The 16,364-nt window shown below is 57.2% G+C and carries 15 protein-coding genes and 1 pseudogene; 10 read left to right on the plus strand and 6 right to left on the minus strand.

Features of this window, described 5'->3' with window-relative positions; translation table 11 throughout:
* From CW267_RS18610 to citS, 3 genes and pseudogenes are all read right to left on the minus strand, one after another.
* Nucleotides 1-253, minus strand: a pseudogene (locus tag CW267_RS18610) (oxaloacetate decarboxylase); the annotation flags it as partial.
* A 15-nt stretch (nt 254-268) separates the two neighbouring features.
* The gene (locus tag CW267_RS18615; protein WP_032736653.1) at nt 269-514 is read right to left on the minus strand and encodes an oxaloacetate decarboxylase subunit gamma; all 246 of its coding nucleotides are present in this window, start codon (nt 512-514) and stop codon (nt 269-271) included.
* A 155-nt stretch (nt 515-669) separates the two neighbouring features.
* On the minus strand, nt 670-2,010 hold the full coding sequence (gene citS / locus CW267_RS18620; RefSeq protein ID WP_012968962.1) for a citrate/sodium symporter CitS: 1,341 nt from the start codon (nt 2,008-2,010) through the stop codon (nt 670-672).
* 256 nt (nt 2,011-2,266) lie between these two features.
* On the opposite strand from citS, the gene citC reads away from it, so the two are divergent.
* The 9 genes from citC to CW267_RS18670 all read left to right on the plus strand — a co-directional run bounded on the left by citC (nt 2,267) and on the right by CW267_RS18670 (nt 13,249).
* Entirely contained in the window at nt 2,267-3,295 is a 1,029-nt protein-coding gene (gene citC / locus CW267_RS18625; protein ID WP_012542889.1) for a [citrate (pro-3S)-lyase] ligase, read from the plus strand.
* A 30-nt stretch (nt 3,296-3,325) separates the two neighbouring features.
* Entirely contained in the window at nt 3,326-3,619 is a 294-nt protein-coding gene (citD, locus tag CW267_RS18630; RefSeq protein ID WP_023297055.1) for a citrate lyase acyl carrier protein, read from the plus strand.
* Nucleotides 3,616-4,485 carry a citrate (pro-3S)-lyase subunit beta gene (citE, locus tag CW267_RS18635; RefSeq protein ID WP_012968960.1) on the plus strand — a complete coding sequence of 290 codons (870 nt, stop codon included), beginning with the start codon at nt 3,616-3,618 and terminating at the stop codon, nt 4,483-4,485. The genes citD and citE overlap by 4 nt, the downstream gene beginning before the upstream one ends.
* Nucleotides 4,486-4,495: 10 nt before the next feature.
* Complete coding sequence (gene citF / locus CW267_RS18640; protein ID WP_023339578.1) at nt 4,496-6,022, plus strand: citrate lyase subunit alpha; 1,527 nt, start codon at nt 4,496-4,498, stop codon at nt 6,020-6,022.
* Between the two features lie 18 nt (nt 6,023-6,040).
* Nucleotides 6,041-6,949, plus strand: coding sequence for a triphosphoribosyl-dephospho-CoA synthase CitG (citG, locus tag CW267_RS18645; protein ID WP_012968958.1), 909 nt, complete (start codon nt 6,041-6,043; stop codon nt 6,947-6,949).
* A gap of 228 nt (nt 6,950-7,177) precedes the next feature.
* Nucleotides 7,178-7,999 (plus strand): 4-hydroxy-tetrahydrodipicolinate reductase, encoded by an 822-nt coding sequence (gene dapB, locus CW267_RS18650; RefSeq protein ID WP_008807487.1) that lies wholly within the window; start codon nt 7,178-7,180, stop codon nt 7,997-7,999.
* Between the two features lie 457 nt (nt 8,000-8,456).
* Nucleotides 8,457-9,605, plus strand: a complete 1,149-nt coding sequence (gene carA / locus CW267_RS18660) for a glutamine-hydrolyzing carbamoyl-phosphate synthase small subunit (RefSeq protein ID WP_012542883.1) — start codon at nt 8,457-8,459, stop codon at nt 9,603-9,605.
* Nucleotides 9,606-9,622: 17 nt separating this feature from the next.
* Complete coding sequence (carB, locus tag CW267_RS18665) at nt 9,623-12,847, plus strand: carbamoyl-phosphate synthase large subunit (RefSeq protein ID WP_008807485.1); 3,225 nt, start codon at nt 9,623-9,625, stop codon at nt 12,845-12,847.
* A 168-nt stretch (nt 12,848-13,015) separates the two neighbouring features.
* Nucleotides 13,016-13,249, plus strand: coding sequence for a YgdI/YgdR family lipoprotein (locus CW267_RS18670; protein WP_002888059.1), 234 nt, complete (start codon nt 13,016-13,018; stop codon nt 13,247-13,249).
* A 47-nt stretch (nt 13,250-13,296) separates the two neighbouring features.
* On the opposite strand, the gene CW267_RS18675 is transcribed toward CW267_RS18670, so the two are convergent.
* Genes CW267_RS18675 through idnO form a run of 3 tightly spaced genes read right to left on the minus strand, consistent with a single transcriptional unit; the run spans nt 13,297 to nt 15,071 of the window.
* Nucleotides 13,297-13,764: a YhcH/YjgK/YiaL family protein gene (locus CW267_RS18675; RefSeq protein WP_008807484.1), complete on the minus strand. Its 468-nt coding sequence runs from the start codon at nt 13,762-13,764 to the stop codon at nt 13,297-13,299.
* Complete coding sequence (locus CW267_RS18680; protein WP_016160279.1) at nt 13,761-14,291, minus strand: gluconokinase; 531 nt, start codon at nt 14,289-14,291, stop codon at nt 13,761-13,763. The genes CW267_RS18675 and CW267_RS18680 overlap by 4 nt, the downstream gene beginning before the upstream one ends.
* A gap of 15 nt (nt 14,292-14,306) precedes the next feature.
* On the minus strand, nt 14,307-15,071 hold the full coding sequence (idnO, locus tag CW267_RS18685) for a gluconate 5-dehydrogenase (protein WP_008807482.1): 765 nt from the start codon (nt 15,069-15,071) through the stop codon (nt 14,307-14,309).
* A gap of 236 nt (nt 15,072-15,307) precedes the next feature.
* On the opposite strand from idnO, the gene CW267_RS18690 reads away from it, so the two are divergent.
* Nucleotides 15,308-16,300, plus strand: coding sequence for a LacI family DNA-binding transcriptional regulator (locus CW267_RS18690; protein WP_012968956.1), 993 nt, complete (start codon nt 15,308-15,310; stop codon nt 16,298-16,300).
* The last annotated feature ends 64 nt before the right edge of the window (nt 16,301-16,364 follow it).

Genomic DNA, 16,364 nt, shown 5'->3' on the forward strand with positions numbered 1-16,364 from the left:
TCTGGCCGCGGAGCAGCATCTGCAGCGGGGTCTTCGGCATCGCCTTTTTCAGCTCGCGCAGGCGGACCCACGGGTCCTCGCCGAGGAAGCGGATGCAGGCGTCAAAGGTGGCGCCGCCCCAGCACTCCAGCGAGCGGTAGCCGACGTCATCCAGCTGAGCGGCGACGGGGAGCATATCGTCGAGACGCAGACGGGTGGCGAACAGGGACTGGTGGGCGTCGCGCAGGACGACATCGGTAATGGCAACGGTCATAAATTCCTCCGTGAATTAAGGGTGAAGACGGCGATGGTGGTGAATGGCGGCGACAATCGCCGGCTTTAAGCGGGCGAAGTCGTCGGCGGGCGCGGCCGGGGCCGGTTTGGGGGCGGCAGGCGGCTCGGGAAACAGGCGGTTGACGGCGAGGGACATTCCCCGGATGGCAAAGATGAGCAGCAGCAGGAACACCAGCACAAAGCCCATGCCGAGAAACATCAGGGTGAAGCCTTCGCCTAACAGGACGGCATTGTCAGTCATTGGTACATCTCAAATAGAGGCACGATGGCGCGCTGCCTGACAAGGTTTCTGGCGTTTCCGGCTAAGGAGCAGGGTGGATTTCCCTCTGCCGCTCCCGGCATAGGACCCTGATACGTTCTTCACCTGTCAGTTCAACGTGCCATCGTGCAAATGGGTTAAACCATCATGCCGAACACGATGCTGGCGATGACCAACACAATACCCCCGCCCAAACGGGAGGAGATTTGCGCATAAGAGATAAGGTTCATACGGTTACAAGCAGAGAGAACTTCCAGGTCGCCGGAGCCGCCGCGGTTGGCCATACACAGGCCCGCCGTGATCGCCGATTCAATTGGGAAGAAGCCCATCAGCCAGCCGCCGATCGCCGCGCCGAGCACTGCGCCGATAACGATTACGGCGGCGATAACAACGTTATAGACAGTAATGGCATTGATGATTTCCTGCAGGTCGGTGTAGCAGACGCCGACGCCGACCATCAGTACCCACAGCAACTGTTTGGAGAAGAAATCAGACAGACGCTTGGCGCCGGCTTTGATTTCTGGTGAGCACAGGCCGGAGGCGTTTAGCGCCGCAACGATCAATACCATCCACGCGAAGTAGTGAATCGAAACGCCGCCAATGCTGGGCAGGATTTTCTTGGCGACGACGTAGGCCAGCAGGAAACAGGTAGTGGACAGCACCAGGCCAACGGCGGTTTCACGATGGGTGATTTGTCCCGCTTTTTCATCGTCTTCCACTTTGAATGAGGCTTTACGCACCAGTTCGCCTTCGCCGCTCAGCCAGGTGTGCTTTTTACCGATGATATCGAGTATCGCGGCAAAGACGATGGCGAAGATGTTGGCGATGGTCAGGATAGCGATGGCAGTAGAGTAATATTCTTCGCGAGAACGACCAGTGACGGAGTGGTAGATCTCCGACAGGGGGACTGCGCCCGCGCCGTTGCCGCCACCCATGATCGGCAGGACGTAGAGCATCATGATGCGATCCACCGGAATCCCGAACACCAGACCGATAGCGATGCCGAAAATCGACGCGCCGACAATGCCCATCAGGATGGTTGGAATATAGCCGAGCAGTGATTTCAGCAGCAGGCGGCGGTTTACCGACAGGATTGCACCGGTGATTAATACCGCGATAAATAAGTTAAGGAAGTTACTTTTATCCATCACGTTGCTGATAGCATCTATCTCTTTCTGCGTGAAAATACCGGCATAGACGAAATAAGCCGCCACCAGGAAAATCATCACCGGAGCGCCACCGATATATTTGTTGAATATTGGCAGGCGTTTGCCAATTTCACCGAATATGGCGCCGATAATAAACATGATGGCGAATCCGCCGACGATGTCGGTGGGTAAAGCGTTATAGAAATGTGAAAGTAATAGCGTAATTAACGCAAACGCATAAAGGGGTAGCGGCATGCCGAAGATTTTAAATCCCAGCAGGTCGTTAACGCCCTTCTTCTCCGCTGCCGGAGCCTGACTCATGTTAGTCATAAACGTTATCCTGTTTATTGATGGAGTAGTAAGACCGGCGCATAGTAATAAATAGACCCATGGGTAAGGTGTGATTATCTTCACTGAATACTCGTGTTTTTTATTAATTTAATTGTTTTTATGATTCTGAATTAATTAACAACATAAAAACCATAAAGCCAATTAAGCCACGAGAAAAACTGTGACTTGAATACAAGAATCCATAGCCGAACGCTGGCGAAATACAGTTCGTTTTGAAATGATGAAGCGCTAAAAAATGACACTGATATTAAAACGCGTTCAGCTATTAAAAGATAAACCGCGGCGAGAGGCGATCGATCGGTTTCTCCGCCAGCATCAACTGTCGTTAGAGGCCGACTGCGAAATGGCGATTATCGCCGAGTATCAGCAGCGGCTGGTCGGCTGCGGTGCTATCGCCGGCAATGTGCTGAAATGCATCGCCATCGATCCCTCGCTGCAGGGGGAGGGGCTGAGCCTTAAATTACTGACCGAGCTCCTGACGCTGGCCTATGAGCTGAGGCGCAGCGAGCTGTTTTTATTCACTAAACCCAGTAACGCTGCGCTATTTTCCGGGGCAGGCTTCTGGCCAATTGCCCAGGCGGGCGATCGCGCCGTATTAATGGAAAACAGCCGCGAACGGCTGACGCGCTATTGCCGACAGCTGGCGATGTACCGTCAGCCGGGGCGCAAAATCGGCGCCATTGTGATGAATGCCAATCCGTTTACCCTCGGCCACCGTTGGCTGGTGGAGCAGGCGGCACGCCAGTGCGACTGGTTACATCTGTTTGTCGTGAAGGAAGATGCCTCCTGCTTTTCCTATCACGATCGCTTTACGCTTATCGAAAAAGGTATCGCCGGCATCGACAAAGTGACGCTGCATCCCGGTTCGGCATACCTCATCTCGCGGGCGACGTTTCCCGGCTACTTCCTCAAAGAACAGGGCGTGGTCGATGACTGCCACAGCCAGATTGACCTGCAGATATTCCGTGAACGCCTGGCCCCGGCGCTGCAGATAACCCATCGCTTTGTCGGCACCGAGCCGCTGTGTTCGCTGACCCGTAGCTACAACCAGCGCATGAAGGCGTTGCTGGAAGCGCCCGGTGACGCTCCGCCTGTTGAAGTTGTGGAGCTGGCGCGCATCGAAAAAAACGGCGGGCCGATATCCGCTTCCCGCGTGCGCGAGCTGTACCGACAGCGCAACTGGCAAGCCGTCGCGGCGCTGGTGCCGCCGGGCACCCTCTCTTTTCTGATGCAACTGGCGGAGAGCGAACATCAAACCGCCTGATTTATACGCCCTAACTAAGGATTTTCCCCTATGGAAATGAAGATTGACGCCCTGGCCGGCACGCTGGAGTCCAGCGATGTGATGGTCAGGATTGGACCGGCGGCGCAGCCGGGCATTCAGATGGAAATCGACAGCATTGTGAAACAACAGTTTGGCGCTGCGATTGAGCAGGTGGTCAGAGAAACGCTGGCGCAGCTTGGCGTGAAGCAGGCCAACGTGGTGGTCGATGATAAAGGCGCCCTGGAGTGCGTACTGCGGGCCCGCGTACAGGCTGCGGCGCTGCGCGCGGCGCAACAGTCTCAATTGCAATGGAGCCAGTTATGAAACCACGTCGCAGTATGCTGTTCATCCCTGGCGCCAATGCCGCCATGTTAAGCACGTCATTCGTCTACGGCGCTGATGCGGTGATGTTCGACCTGGAAGATGCCGTTTCGCTGCGCGAGAAAGATACCGCTCGTCTGCTGGTGTATCAGGCGCTGCAGCATCCTCTGTATCAGGATATCGAAACCGTGGTGCGCATTAACCCACTGAATACGCCGTTTGGTCTTGCCGACCTTGAAGCGGTGGTACGCGCGGGTGTGGACATGGTACGTCTGCCGAAAACCGACAGCAAAGAAGATATCCATGAACTGGAAGCGCACGTTGAGCGGATTGAACGCGAATGCGGCCGGGAAGTGGGCAGCACCAAGTTAATGGCGGCGATCGAGTCGGCGCTGGGCGTGGTGAACGCGGTGGAGATCGCCCGCGCCAGCCCGCGTCTGGCAGCGATCGCGCTGGCGGCTTTCGATTACGTTATGGATATGGGCACTTCTCGCGGCGACGGCACTGAACTGTTCTACGCCCGCTGTGCGGTACTGCATGCCGCGCGCGTTGCCGGCATCGCCGCCTATGACGTGGTGTGGTCGGATATCAACAACGAAGAGGGGTTCCTCGCGGAAGCGAATCTGGCGAAAAACCTCGGCTTCAATGGCAAATCGCTGGTCAACCCACGACAAATTGAACTCCTGCATCAGGTCTATGCCCCGACGCGCAAAGAGGTCGACCATGCGCTGGAGGTGATTGCCGCCGCGGAAGAGGCAGAGTCGCGCGGTCTGGGCGTGGTGTCGCTCAACGGCAAGATGATCGATGGACCGATTATCGACCACGCTCGCAAAGTGGTGGCGCTCTCGGCTTCCGGGATTCGTGATTAAGGGGAACAAGATGAAAGAGACAGTAGCAATGCTTAATCAGCAGTACGTGATGCCGGAAGGACTGACCCCTTATGCGGGCGTGACGGCGAAAAGTCCGTGGCTGGCCAGTGAAACAGAAAAGCGCCAGCGTAAAATTTGCGACTCGCTGGAAACGGCAATCCGTCGCTCCGGCCTGCAAAACGGCATGACCATTTCGTTCCACCACGCGTTTCGCGGCGGTGACAAAGTGGTCAACATGGTCATGGCAACGCTGGCGGAAATGGGCTTTCGCGATCTGACCCTGGCATCCAGTTCGCTGATCGACGCCCACTGGCCGCTGATCGAGCATATTAAAAATGGCGTGATCCGCCAGATCTACACCTCCGGTCTGCGCGGCAAGCTGGGCGAGGAGATCTCCGCCGGCCTGATGGAAAACCCGGTGCAGATCCACTCCCACGGCGGTCGCGTACAGCTGATCCAAAGCGGCGAACTGTCGATTGATGTGGCGTTTCTCGGCGTCCCTTGCTGCGATGAGTTTGGCAATGCCAACGGCTTTAGCGGTAAGTCGCGCTGCGGTTCGCTGGGCTATGCGCGCGTTGATGCGGAACATGCCAAATGCGTAGTGCTGTTGACCGAAGCGTGGGTGGATTACCCAAACTATCCGGCCAGCATTGCCCAGGATCAGGTGGATCTGATCGTCCAGGTGGACGAAGTCGGCGATCCGCAAAAAATCACCGCTGGCGCGATCCGTCTGACCAGCAACCCGCGCGAACTGCTGATTGCCCGCCAGGCGGCGAAGGTGGTCGAGCATTCCGGTTACTTTAAAGACGGTTTCTCGCTGCAGACTGGCACCGGCGGCGCCTCGCTGGCGGTGAGCCGCTTCCTCGAAGACAAAATGCGCCGTAACGGCATTACCGCCAGCTTCGGCCTCGGCGGCATCACCGGCACGATGGTCGATCTGCACGAAAAGGGGCTGATCAAAACGCTGCTCGATACCCAGTCGTTCGATGGCGACGCCGCGCGTTCGCTGGCGCAGAACCCGAACCACGTCGAGATCTCCACCAATCAGTATGCCAGCCCAGGCTCTAAAGGCGCCTCCTGCGAGCGCTTAAACGTGGTAATGCTCAGCGCGCTGGAAATCGATACCGACTTTAACGTCAACGTGATGACCGGCTCTAACGGCGTGCTGCGCGGCGCATCCGGCGGACATAGCGATACCGCCGCCGGCGCGGATCTGACCATCATTACCGCGCCGTTAGTTCGCGGGCGAATTCCCTGCGTCGTGGAAAAAGTGCTGACCCGCGTGACGCCGGGAGCCAGCGTGGATGTGCTGGTCACTGACCACGGCATAGCGGTCAACCCGGCACGTCAGGACCTGATCGACAATTTGCGCAGCGCAGGCATTCCGCTGATGACCATTGAGGAGCTGCAGCAGCGTGCGGAACTGCTAACCGGCAAGCCGCAGCCGATCGAATTTACCGATCGGGTGGTGGCGGTCGTGCGCTATCGCGACGGTTCGGTCATCGATGTGATTCGTCAGGTGAAAAACAGCGACTAAACGCAGAGGGGAAAGGCCATGAGCGACGTGTTAATTAATCCGGCGCGTGTGCGGCGCGTGAAGCCACTGAGTGCCGAAGAGGTGGTCAGCGCGGTAGAGCGCGCGCTGTTGACCGAAGTTCGCCTGACCCCTAAGCCCGGGTTGGTGGATATTCGTAACGCTGGCGCGCACCGGGATATGGATCTGGCCTCGTTTGAGGCCAGCACCGCGGTGGTGGCGCCATGGATGGAGAAATTTTTCATCATGGGCCACGATACTGCGGCGGTCGCGCCGGAGCAGGTATTGATGATGCTGCGCCCGGTGGGGATGGCCTGTGAGAACGATATGCTGGAGGCCACCGGCGGGGTGAATACCCATCGCGGGGCGATCTTCGCTTTTGGCCTGCTCAGCGCGGCGGCGGGCAGGCTGGTGTCGAAAGGTGAGCCGATAGAGCAGCACCGGCTTTGCGACCAGGTGGCGCGCTTCTGTCGCGGCATGGTTATGCAGGAATTGTCTTCTGCTGGCGGGGAACGGCTAAGTAAAGGCGAGGCTCATTTTCTGCGTTATGGTCTCCCCGGGGCCCGCGGCGAGGCGGAGAGCGGTTTCCTGACGGTGCGTACCCAGGCCTTGCCAGTCTTTACCCGCATGATGGAAGAGACCGGCGACAGCAATCTGGCGCTGCTGCAAACCCTGCTGCATCTGATGGCGTGGAATGATGACACCAACCTGGTCTCGCGCGGCGGGCTTGCCGGGCTGAACTTTGTCCAGCAGGAGGCGCAGCGACTGCTGTGGCAGGGCGGCGTGCTGGCGGACGGCGGGCTGGAGGCGCTGCGCCAGTTTGACGATGAGCTGATTGCCCGCCATCTCAGCCCCGGCGGCAGCGCCGATCTGCTGGCGGTGACCTGGTTTTTATCCACGTTTCCCGCCGGCGCGCTTTTCCCGCTGTAACCCACTGCAACACCGCCTTCGCCCGCACTGTACGGGCGAAGGCGCCATCATTAGCCTTCCCGGTTGTCACTACGTAAACATGGAATTGCGGCACAATCGTATAGTTTTTACTGATATCGTCCGCCGTTTGTCATAAATTTCTAATTATCGGCGTTTTTGAGTAGCGGCCCGCTGACGGGCTGGTTACTCTGAAAACAATTTACGTAATGTTAACAAAAGAGAATAGCTATGCATGATGCACAAATCCGCGTGGCCATCGCCGGCGCGGGCGGCCGGATGGGACGCCAGTTAATTCAGGCTGCATTGCAGATGGAAGGCGTGGCGCTGGGCGCGGCGCTGGAGCGCGAAGGGTCAAGCCTGGTGGGCAGCGACGCCGGGGAGCTGGCGGGCGCCGGCAAAGCGGGCGTCGCGGTGCAGAGCAGCCTGACGGCGGTAAAAGATGATTTCGACGTGTTGATCGATTTTACCCGCCCGGAAGGCACGCTGAATCATCTGGCGTTTTGCCGCGAGCACGGCAAAGGGATGGTCATCGGCACCACCGGTTTTGACGACGCTGGCAAGCAGGCGATTCGCGACGCCGCGCAGGAGATTGCCATTGTCTTCGCCGCTAACTTTAGCGTCGGCGTCAACGTCCTGTTAAAGCTGCTGGAGAAGGCGGCAAAGGTGATGGGCGACTACACCGACATCGAAATTATCGAAGCGCACCACCGGCATAAAGTGGATGCGCCGTCAGGCACCGCGCTGGCGATGGGCGAAGCGATCGCCGGAGCATTGAACAAAGATCTGAAGGAATGCGCCGTCTACAGTCGTGAAGGTCATACCGGCGAACGCGTTCCGGGCACCATTGGCTTCGCCACCGTCCGTGCGGGCGATATCGTCGGCGAACATACGGCGATGTTTGCTGATATCGGTGAGCGTATTGAAATCACCCATAAAGCCTCCAGCCGGATGACCTTTGCTAATGGCGCGGTTCGCTCTGCATTATGGCTGAAAGACAAGAAAAATGGTCTGTTTGACATGCGTGATGTGCTGGATTTGAACAGTTTATAACGATTATTACCCATCGTGATGTGGTTATTGCAATCAATAAGTTATTGATGCAAGGGGCAATATATTGTTGCCCTTTTTTATTTTTATGGGTTTGGTGTGTGTTTTACGTTGTGATAGCTATAAATAATAATATTCATGCTGTTTTTGGTGAATGAAATGTAAATTTTGACCATTTGGTCCACTTTTTAGCGCTTCGTCGCCAGGTTTTACACTCTTTCCCGTCCGCAAGCGTTTTCTCAGCCAGGTTTGTTGATCTTTTTGGCGTAAAAATCACATGTTATGCGCCAGTGACGTAAAATGACATTAAAAATCTCCGCTTTAAGTTGACTTTTATCCGACATCTCTCCAGAATGCCGCCGTTTGCCAAAAATCTGCGGGCAACAGATTTGCATTGATTCAGATCGTGTTTATGAATTAATATGCAAATAAAGTGAGTGGATATTCTCTGGAGGGTGTTTTGATTAAGTCAGCGCTATTGGTTCTGGAAGACGGAACCCAGTTTCACGGTCGGGCCATCGGGGCAACCGGCACGGCGGTTGGGGAAGTCGTTTTCAATACTTCAATGACCGGTTATCAAGAAATCCTCACTGATCCTTCCTATTCCCGCCAAATCGTCACTCTTACTTATCCTCATATTGGTAATGTCGGCACCAACGCCGCCGATGAAGAATCTTCTCAGGTACATGCTCAGGGTCTGGTGATCCGCGATCTGCCGCTGATTGCCAGCAACTTCCGCAATACTGAAGATCTTTCTTCTTATCTGAAGCGCCATAACATCGTGGCGATTGCCGATATCGATACCCGCAAGCTGACGCGTCTGCTGCGTGAGAAAGGGGCGCAGAACGGCTGCATCATCGCGGGCGACAGCCCGGATGCTCAGCTGGCGCTGGAGAAAGCGAAAGCGTTCCCGGGTCTGAACGGCATGGATCTGGCGAAGGAAGTGACCACCGCAGAAACCTACAGCTGGACGCAGGGCAGCTGGACTCTGGCGGGCGACCTGCCGGAAGCGAAAGCGGAAAGCGAGCTGCCGTTCCATGTTGTGGCGTATGACTTCGGCGCGAAACGCAACATCCTGCGCATGCTGGTGGACCGCGGCTGCCGCCTGACGGTGGTGCCGGCGCAGACCTCTGCCGAAGACGTGCTGAAAATGAATCCGGACGGTATTTTCCTCTCTAACGGCCCAGGCGACCCGGCGCCGTGCGATTACGCTATCGACGCGATTGAAAAATTCCTTGAGACCGATATTCCGGTATTCGGTATCTGCCTTGGCCATCAGCTGCTGGCGCTGGCGAGCGGTGCGAAGACCATTAAGATGAAGTTCGGCCACCACGGCGGCAACCATCCGGTGAAAGATATTGATAACAATGTGGTGATGATCACCGCGCAGAACCACGGTTTTGCGGTTGACGAAGCCACCTTGCCGGCCAACCTGCGCGTGACCCACAAGTCGCTGTTCGACGGCACCCTGCAGGGCATTCATCGTACCGACAAACCGGCGTTTAGCTTCCAGGGGCACCCTGAAGCGAGCCCGGGGCCGCATGATGCCGCGCCGCTGTTCGACCACTTTATCGAGTTAATTGAGCTCTACCGTCAGTCCGCGAAATAATCAGGAGTAAAAGAGCAATGCCAAAACGTACAGACATAAAAAGTATCCTGATTCTGGGCGCGGGCCCGATTGTTATCGGTCAGGCGTGTGAGTTTGACTACTCCGGCGCGCAGGCCTGTAAAGCCCTGCGTGAAGAGGGCTACCGCGTTATTCTGGTGAACTCCAACCCAGCGACCATCATGACCGACCCGGAAATGGCTGATGCGACCTACATCGAGCCGATTCACTGGGAAGTGGTACGTAAAATTATCGAAAAAGAGCGCCCGGATGCCGTGCTGCCGACCATGGGCGGCCAGACCGCGCTGAACTGTGCGCTGGAGCTGGAACGTCAGGGCGTGCTGGCAGAGTTCGGCGTGACCATGATCGGCGCCACTGCGGACGCGATTGATAAAGCGGAAGACCGTCGTCGCTTCGACGTGGCGATGAAGAAAATCGGCCTCGACACCGCGCGCTCCGGCATCGCCCACACCATGGAAGAAGCGCTGGCGGTTGCCGCCGACGTTGGCTTCCCGTGCATTATCCGTCCGTCCTTTACGATGGGCGGCACCGGCGGCGGTATAGCCTATAACCGCGAAGAGTTCGAAGAAATCTGCGAACGCGGCCTGGATCTCTCTCCGACCAACGAACTGCTGATCGATGAATCGCTGATCGGCTGGAAAGAGTACGAGATGGAAGTGGTGCGCGATAAGAACGACAACTGCATCATCGTCTGCTCGATTGAAAACTTCGATGCCATGGGGATCCATACCGGCGACTCCATCACCGTTGCCCCGGCGCAGACCCTGACCGACAAAGAATACCAAATCATGCGTAACGCCTCGATGGCGGTCCTGCGTGAAATCGGTGTGGAAACCGGCGGCTCTAACGTGCAGTTCTCGGTGAACCCGAAAGACGGTCGCCTGATCGTTATCGAAATGAACCCGCGCGTCTCCCGCTCTTCGGCGCTGGCCTCGAAAGCCACCGGCTTCCCGATTGCTAAAGTGGCGGCCAAGCTGGCAGTGGGCTACACCCTTGACGAGCTGATGAACGACATCACCGGCGGCCGCACTCCGGCTTCCTTCGAGCCGTCCATCGACTACGTGGTCACCAAAATTCCACGCTTCAACTTCGAAAAATTCGCTGGCGCGAACGACCGTCTGACCACCCAGATGAAATCCGTCGGCGAAGTGATGGCCATTGGCCGCACCCAGCAGGAATCGCTGCAGAAAGCGCTGCGCGGCCTGGAAGTGGGCGCCACCGGCTTCGACCCGAAAGTGAGCCTCGACGACCCGGAAGCGCTGACTAAAATTCGCCGCGAGCTGAAAGACGCTGGCGCCGAGCGTATCTGGTACATCGCGGATGCCTTCCGCGCCGGCCTCTCGGTAGACGGCGTCTTCAACCTGACCAATATCGACCGCTGGTTCCTGGTGCAGATTGAAGAGCTGGTGCGTCTGGAAGAGAAAGTGGTGGAAGTGGGCATCAACGGCCTCGACGCCGACTTCCTGCGTACCCTGAAGCGTAAAGGCTTTGCCGATGCGCGTCTGGCGAAACTGGCGGGCGTGCGGGAAGCGGAAATTCGCAAGCTGCGCGACCAGTATGACCTGCATCCGGTCTACAAGCGCGTGGACACCTGCGCCGCCGAATTCGCCACCGATACCGCCTACATGTACTCCACTTATGAAGAAGAGTGTGAGTCCAACCCGTCCGTTGACCGCGATAAAATCATGGTCCTCGGCGGCGGCCCGAACCGTATCGGCCAGGGTATCGAATTTGACTACTGCTGCGTACACGCCTCTCTGGCGCTGCGCGAAGACGGTTACGAGACCATCATGGTCAACTGTAACCCGGAAACCGTGTCTACCGACTATGACACCTCCGACCGTCTGTACTTCGAGCCGGTGACCCTGGAAGACGTGCTGGAAATCGTGCGCATCGAGAAGCCGAAGGGCGTTATCGTGCAGTACGGCGGCCAGACGCCGCTGAAGCTGGCGCGCGCCCTGGAAGCCGCAGGCGTACCGGTTATCGGCACCAGCCCGGACGCTATCGACCGCGCGGAAGACCGTGAGCGCTTCCAGCATGCGGTTGACCGTCTGAAGCTGAAGCAGCCGGCGAACGCCACCGTCACTGCCATTGAGCAGGCGGTAGAGAGAGCGAAAGAGATTGGCTACCCGCTGGTGGTTCGGCCGTCTTACGTGCTCGGCGGCCGGGCGATGGAAATTGTTTACGACGAGCAGGATCTGCGCCGCTACTTCCAGACCGCGGTTAGCGTCTCCAACGATGCACCGGTACTGCTGGATCGCTTCCTCGATGACGCGATTGAAGTGGATGTCGACGCCATCTGCGATGGCGAGATGGTGCTGATTGGCGGCATCATGGAGCATATCGAGCAGGCGGGCGTACACTCCGGCGACTCAGCCTGTTCCCTGCCAGCGTATACGCTGAGCCAGGAAATTCAGGATGTGATGCGCGAGCAGGTGCAGAAGCTGGCTTTCGAGTTGCAGGTTCGCGGCCTGATGAACGTCCAGTTCGCGGTGAAAGATAACGAAGTTTATCTGATTGAAGTGAACCCGCGTGCGGCGCGTACCGTACCATTCGTCTCCAAAGCCACCGGCGTCCCGCTGGCGAAAGTCGCGGCGCGCGTAATGGCCGGTAAGACGCTGGCGCAGCAGGGCGTGACCAAAGAGATCATCCCGCCGTACTACTCGGTGAAAGAGGTGGTTCTGCCGTTCAACAAATTCCCGGGCGTTGACCCGCTGTTAGGGCCTGAAATGCGCTCTACCGGGGAAGTGATGGGCGTGGGTCGTACCTTCGCGGAAGCGTTCGCCAAAGCGCAGCTGGGCAGCAACTCAACCATGAAGAAACAGGGCCGCGCGCTGCTCTCCGTCCGCGAAGGCGATAAAGAGCGCGTGGTTGACCTGGCGGCGAAGCTGCTGAAGTTTGGCTTTGAGCTGGATGCGACCCACGGTACGGCGATTGTACTGGGCGAAGCCGGTATCAACCCGCGTCTGGTGAACAAGGTGCATGAAGGTCGTCCGCACATTCAGGACCGTATCAAGAATGGCGAATACACCTACATCATCAACACCACCGCAGGTCGCCAGGCGATTGAAGACTCCAAGCTGATTCGCCGCAGCGCGCTGCAGTACAAGGTGCATTACGACACCACCCTGAACGGCGGCTTTGCCACCGCGATGGCGCTGAACGCTGACGCCACCGAGAAGGTGATTTCGGTTCAGGAAATGCACGCGCAAATCACCAAATAAGCGCGCCGGCCTGGCCGGAGAGCAACAAACCAGGGCTGACGACATCGTCAGCCCTTTTTTTTGGCTGCAGTCATCTTCGGAGAGTTCTGCTTTTAACCACCTGTCGGGTCAGGCTAACTATAGTGAGTACCATAACGATACCTATTGATGAAAAGACAGGAGGATACAATGCGGAACAATATTCTGGTGGCATCCGCACTGGCAGCGACGGCAATCATGTTCGTGGCCGGCTGCTCATCGAATCAGTCGATCAAAACCACCGATGGCAAGACCATTGTCACCAGCGGCAAACCGCAGGTGGATGATGACACCGGCCTCGTCTCATACAAAAATGCCGAAACCGGCCGCGTGGAGCAGATTAACCGCGACCAGGTGAAGTCCATGGATGAGCTGGATAACTAATGGTTATCCCAGGCCCCGCGGGGAGTGTGCGGGGCCGAACGAGCGCGTTACAGTAGCGCGCGATCGATTTTAACCACGATTTTACGCAACGCTGCGCCTTGTTCGAGGCAGGCCATCGGGCGGTGTAATTCGCCAGGGAAGAGGATCGCCAGCTCTTCCGGGTAGAGATGAATCAGCGTTTCGCTGTCGATAGCCTGACAGAAACCGATATCCTGCGTCGTGTTGAAGTGACCATCTTCAACGACCGGCAGCCCTTTATTCCCGGCACCGATGATCTCTTCACCTTTCAGCACAATGTGAATGTCGAGATATTGACGATGATATTCCGGGCGTTGCTCGCTCAGCGGCCGGGTATGGCCTTCGACGACGGTAAAAAACACATTATCACTCTCGACGGTATATTTCCCCGGCGGCAGCGCGTGCGGTTGTTGCTGTAACACGGCCTGCAGCGCCTGGCGGATCACCGGCGGATAGAGCTCATTTTCGGCGGCGGCGGTTAAGGTATCGATAATCATGCCGGGATCCTCTGCGGTTGTTGCGAATGAAGTAACGTTAATGAGTGAGCGACAATACTGGCGATGTCGGGGGTAATATCGACGGCCAGAACATCGCTTTCACTGGCGTCTGGCGTCTCCAGGGCGGCAAACTGGCTACGCAGTAACGCTTCTGGCATAAAGTGGCCTTTACGCTGGCGCATTCGCTGCAAAATGCAGTCATAATCCCCGGTCAACCACAGGAAGCGTAGCTTCGCGTTCCCCTCACGCAGGCGGTCGCGATAGCGCTTTTTTAATGCGGAACAGACCAATACACCTGACTCGTTTTTCTGCTCAAGACTGAAAATGACGTCGGCGATACGCGTCAGCCACGGCTGACGATCCTCATCATTCAGCGGCTGGCTGGTGGCCATTTTGACGATATTGTTGCGTGGATGAAGGTCGTCGCCGTCGATAAATTTCGCTCCCAGCGCGTGGGCCAATGCCTGACCGACGGTGGATTTGCCGGTTCCGGAGACGCCCATCAAAATAATGCATTGTCCTGCCATCATGCGCTCCTTCTCTCAGACCGCGACCAGCATGCCGCCGTCAACGAACAGCAGATGGCCGTTGACGAAATTCGACGCGTTTGACGATAAAAAGACGGCAGCGCCGACCAGCTCCTGCGGATCGCCCCAGCGGGCGGCAGGGGTGCGTTTGCATAACCAGTCGGTAAACGCCTTATCCTCAACCAGCGTCCGGGTCATCGCCGTATTAAAGTAGCCCGGGGCAATGCCGTTGACCTGAATGTTGTGCCGCGCCAGCTCAACGCACATTCCGCGGGTTAGCATCTTCACCGCGCCTTTGGCGGCGGCGTAGGGGGTGATGGTGTCGCGCCCCAGCTCGCTCTGCATGGAGCAGATATTGATGATTTTTCCCTGCTGGCGGTCAACCATGCGCTTCGCGACGGCCTGAGAGACGAGAAATACCGCCGTCTGGTTAACTGAAATCACGTCATTCCATTCCTGCACCGGGAATTCGGTAAACGGGTGGCGGCGCTGGATCCCGGCGTTATTGAATAACACGTCAATCGGGCCAAGATGCGCTTCGATATTGGCAATGGCTTCTTCAACGGCCTCGGCATCGGTCACGTTAAATACCGCAGCATGGGCGGTGGCGCCTTCGTCGCGGAGCTTCATCACCGCATCGTCCGCTCGCGGGGCAGAAAGGTCATTAATAATGATTTCTGCGCCATATTGCGCCAGACCCTGAGCCATGACAAAACCGATCCCCTGTCCTGCGCCCGTAATTAAAATGCGTTTACCTTGTAAGCTGAAAAGATCGTTCATCTCGATATCCTGATTAGCGGCTGAAGAAAACCTGTGCCCTATCTCACGGATTTTTACCGGGGGAAACTGTGATGAAGATCACTCGGAACCGTGTTACAAAAAGGGGTTACTTTAAACGTGACGCTGCCGGTAAATCTCGCTGACTCAACAGGTTAACGGCTACGGACTGGCATTCTCTTTTGCCCCCCCGACAGGCATAATGGCCTGAAGCAGTCAGGTATTTGGCGGACACACAGATGAAAGCACAACGCATTACTCTCCATGATATTGCCGAGCTGGCTGGCGTAACCAAGATGACCGTTAGCCGCTATTTGCGCACCCCGGAAAAGGTGAAACCGGAGACGGCGGAGCGTATTGCCAGCGTGATAGCGGAGATCGGCTATCAGCCCGACCCGGATAATCCGGCGATGACCAGCGTCGCCGTGCCGCGGATTGGCGTACTCATTCCCTCCTTTCATAATCAAATTTTTGCCGATCTGCTGGCCGGCATCGAATCTGTCGCCGCCGGGCATGGTTACCAGACGCTGGTGGTGAATTACGACTACGATCGCCAGCGTGAAGAGGAGCAGATTGCCGCCGTGCTGGCATTTAATGTGAAAGGACTGCTGCTGACCGAGTCGGTGCACTCCCTGCGGGCGGACAAGTATCTGAATGCCGCGAAGATCCCGATCGCCGAAGTGATGGGGCTGGCGGAGAATCCAGGACGCATCAACGTCGGATTCGATAACTTCCAGGCCGGCTTCGATATGACCACCATGCTGCTGGCCAGCGGTAAACGACGGATCATCTACTTCGGCTCGATGTCCGACGTCCGCGACGAGCAGCGTTATCTGGGCTACTGTCGGGCGATGGAGAGTGCCGGGCTGGCGGTGGGGCGCATTGCGCCGAATAAAGTCTCGTCGGTTTCCATTGGCACCGGCATGATGACCCTGGCGCGGCAAATGTACGCCGATATGGACGGTATCCTGTGCACTAATGACGACCTGGCGGTGGGCGTGTTACAGGAGTGCCTGGCATCCGGTATCAGCGTGCCCCAGGAGCTGGCTATCGCGGGCTTTCATGGCCTGGAGATCGGCCAGATCGTCTCTCCCCGGCTGGCCAGCGTCCTGACGCCGCGCTTCGAGATGGGTAAGGTGGCGACAGAGATTTTAATAAAGAAAATCAAAGGACTGCCCACCATTGAAAAAGTGGACCTCCACTACCGCCTGTCGATGGGCGAAACGATTTAACGGCCACCAGCCAGCGCCTGTCGTGTGTTAGCGAAAGGTTAATGCGCGCGCGGTCCATCGCCTG

Origin of the sequence: Klebsiella sp. X1-16S-Nf21 (assembly GCF_002837615.1) — a bacterium.
Lineage (GTDB): Bacteria > Pseudomonadota > Gammaproteobacteria > Enterobacterales > Enterobacteriaceae > Klebsiella > Klebsiella variicola.

Coding starts and splice junctions, on each gene's coding strand:
- carB (WP_008807485.1), top strand. CDS start 9,623: ATGCCAAAACGTACAGACATAAAAAGTATCCTGATTCTGGGCGCGGGC.
- idnO (WP_008807482.1), bottom strand. CDS start 15,071: ATGAACGATCTTTTCAGCTTACAAGGTAAACGCATTTTAATTACGGGC.
- CW267_RS18615 (WP_032736653.1), bottom strand. CDS start 514: ATGACTGACAATGCCGTCCTGTTAGGCGAAGGCTTCACCCTGATGTTT.
- citC (WP_012542889.1), top strand. CDS start 2,267: ATGACACTGATATTAAAACGCGTTCAGCTATTAAAAGATAAACCGCGG.
- CW267_RS18680 (WP_016160279.1), bottom strand. CDS start 14,291: ATGGCAGGACAATGCATTATTTTGATGGGCGTCTCCGGAACCGGCAAA.
- dapB (WP_008807487.1), top strand. CDS start 7,178: ATGCATGATGCACAAATCCGCGTGGCCATCGCCGGCGCGGGCGGCCGG.
- citE (WP_012968960.1), top strand. CDS start 3,616: ATGAAACCACGTCGCAGTATGCTGTTCATCCCTGGCGCCAATGCCGCC.
- citF (WP_023339578.1), top strand. CDS start 4,496: ATGAAAGAGACAGTAGCAATGCTTAATCAGCAGTACGTGATGCCGGAA.
- CW267_RS18675 (WP_008807484.1), bottom strand. CDS start 13,764: ATGATTATCGATACCTTAACCGCCGCCGCCGAAAATGAGCTCTATCCG.
- CW267_RS18690 (WP_012968956.1), top strand. CDS start 15,308: ATGAAAGCACAACGCATTACTCTCCATGATATTGCCGAGCTGGCTGGC.
- citG (WP_012968958.1), top strand. CDS start 6,041: ATGAGCGACGTGTTAATTAATCCGGCGCGTGTGCGGCGCGTGAAGCCA.
- CW267_RS18670 (WP_002888059.1), top strand. CDS start 13,016: ATGCGGAACAATATTCTGGTGGCATCCGCACTGGCAGCGACGGCAATC.
- citD (WP_023297055.1), top strand. CDS start 3,326: ATGGAAATGAAGATTGACGCCCTGGCCGGCACGCTGGAGTCCAGCGAT.
- citS (WP_012968962.1), bottom strand. CDS start 2,010: ATGACTAACATGAGTCAGGCTCCGGCAGCGGAGAAGAAGGGCGTTAAC.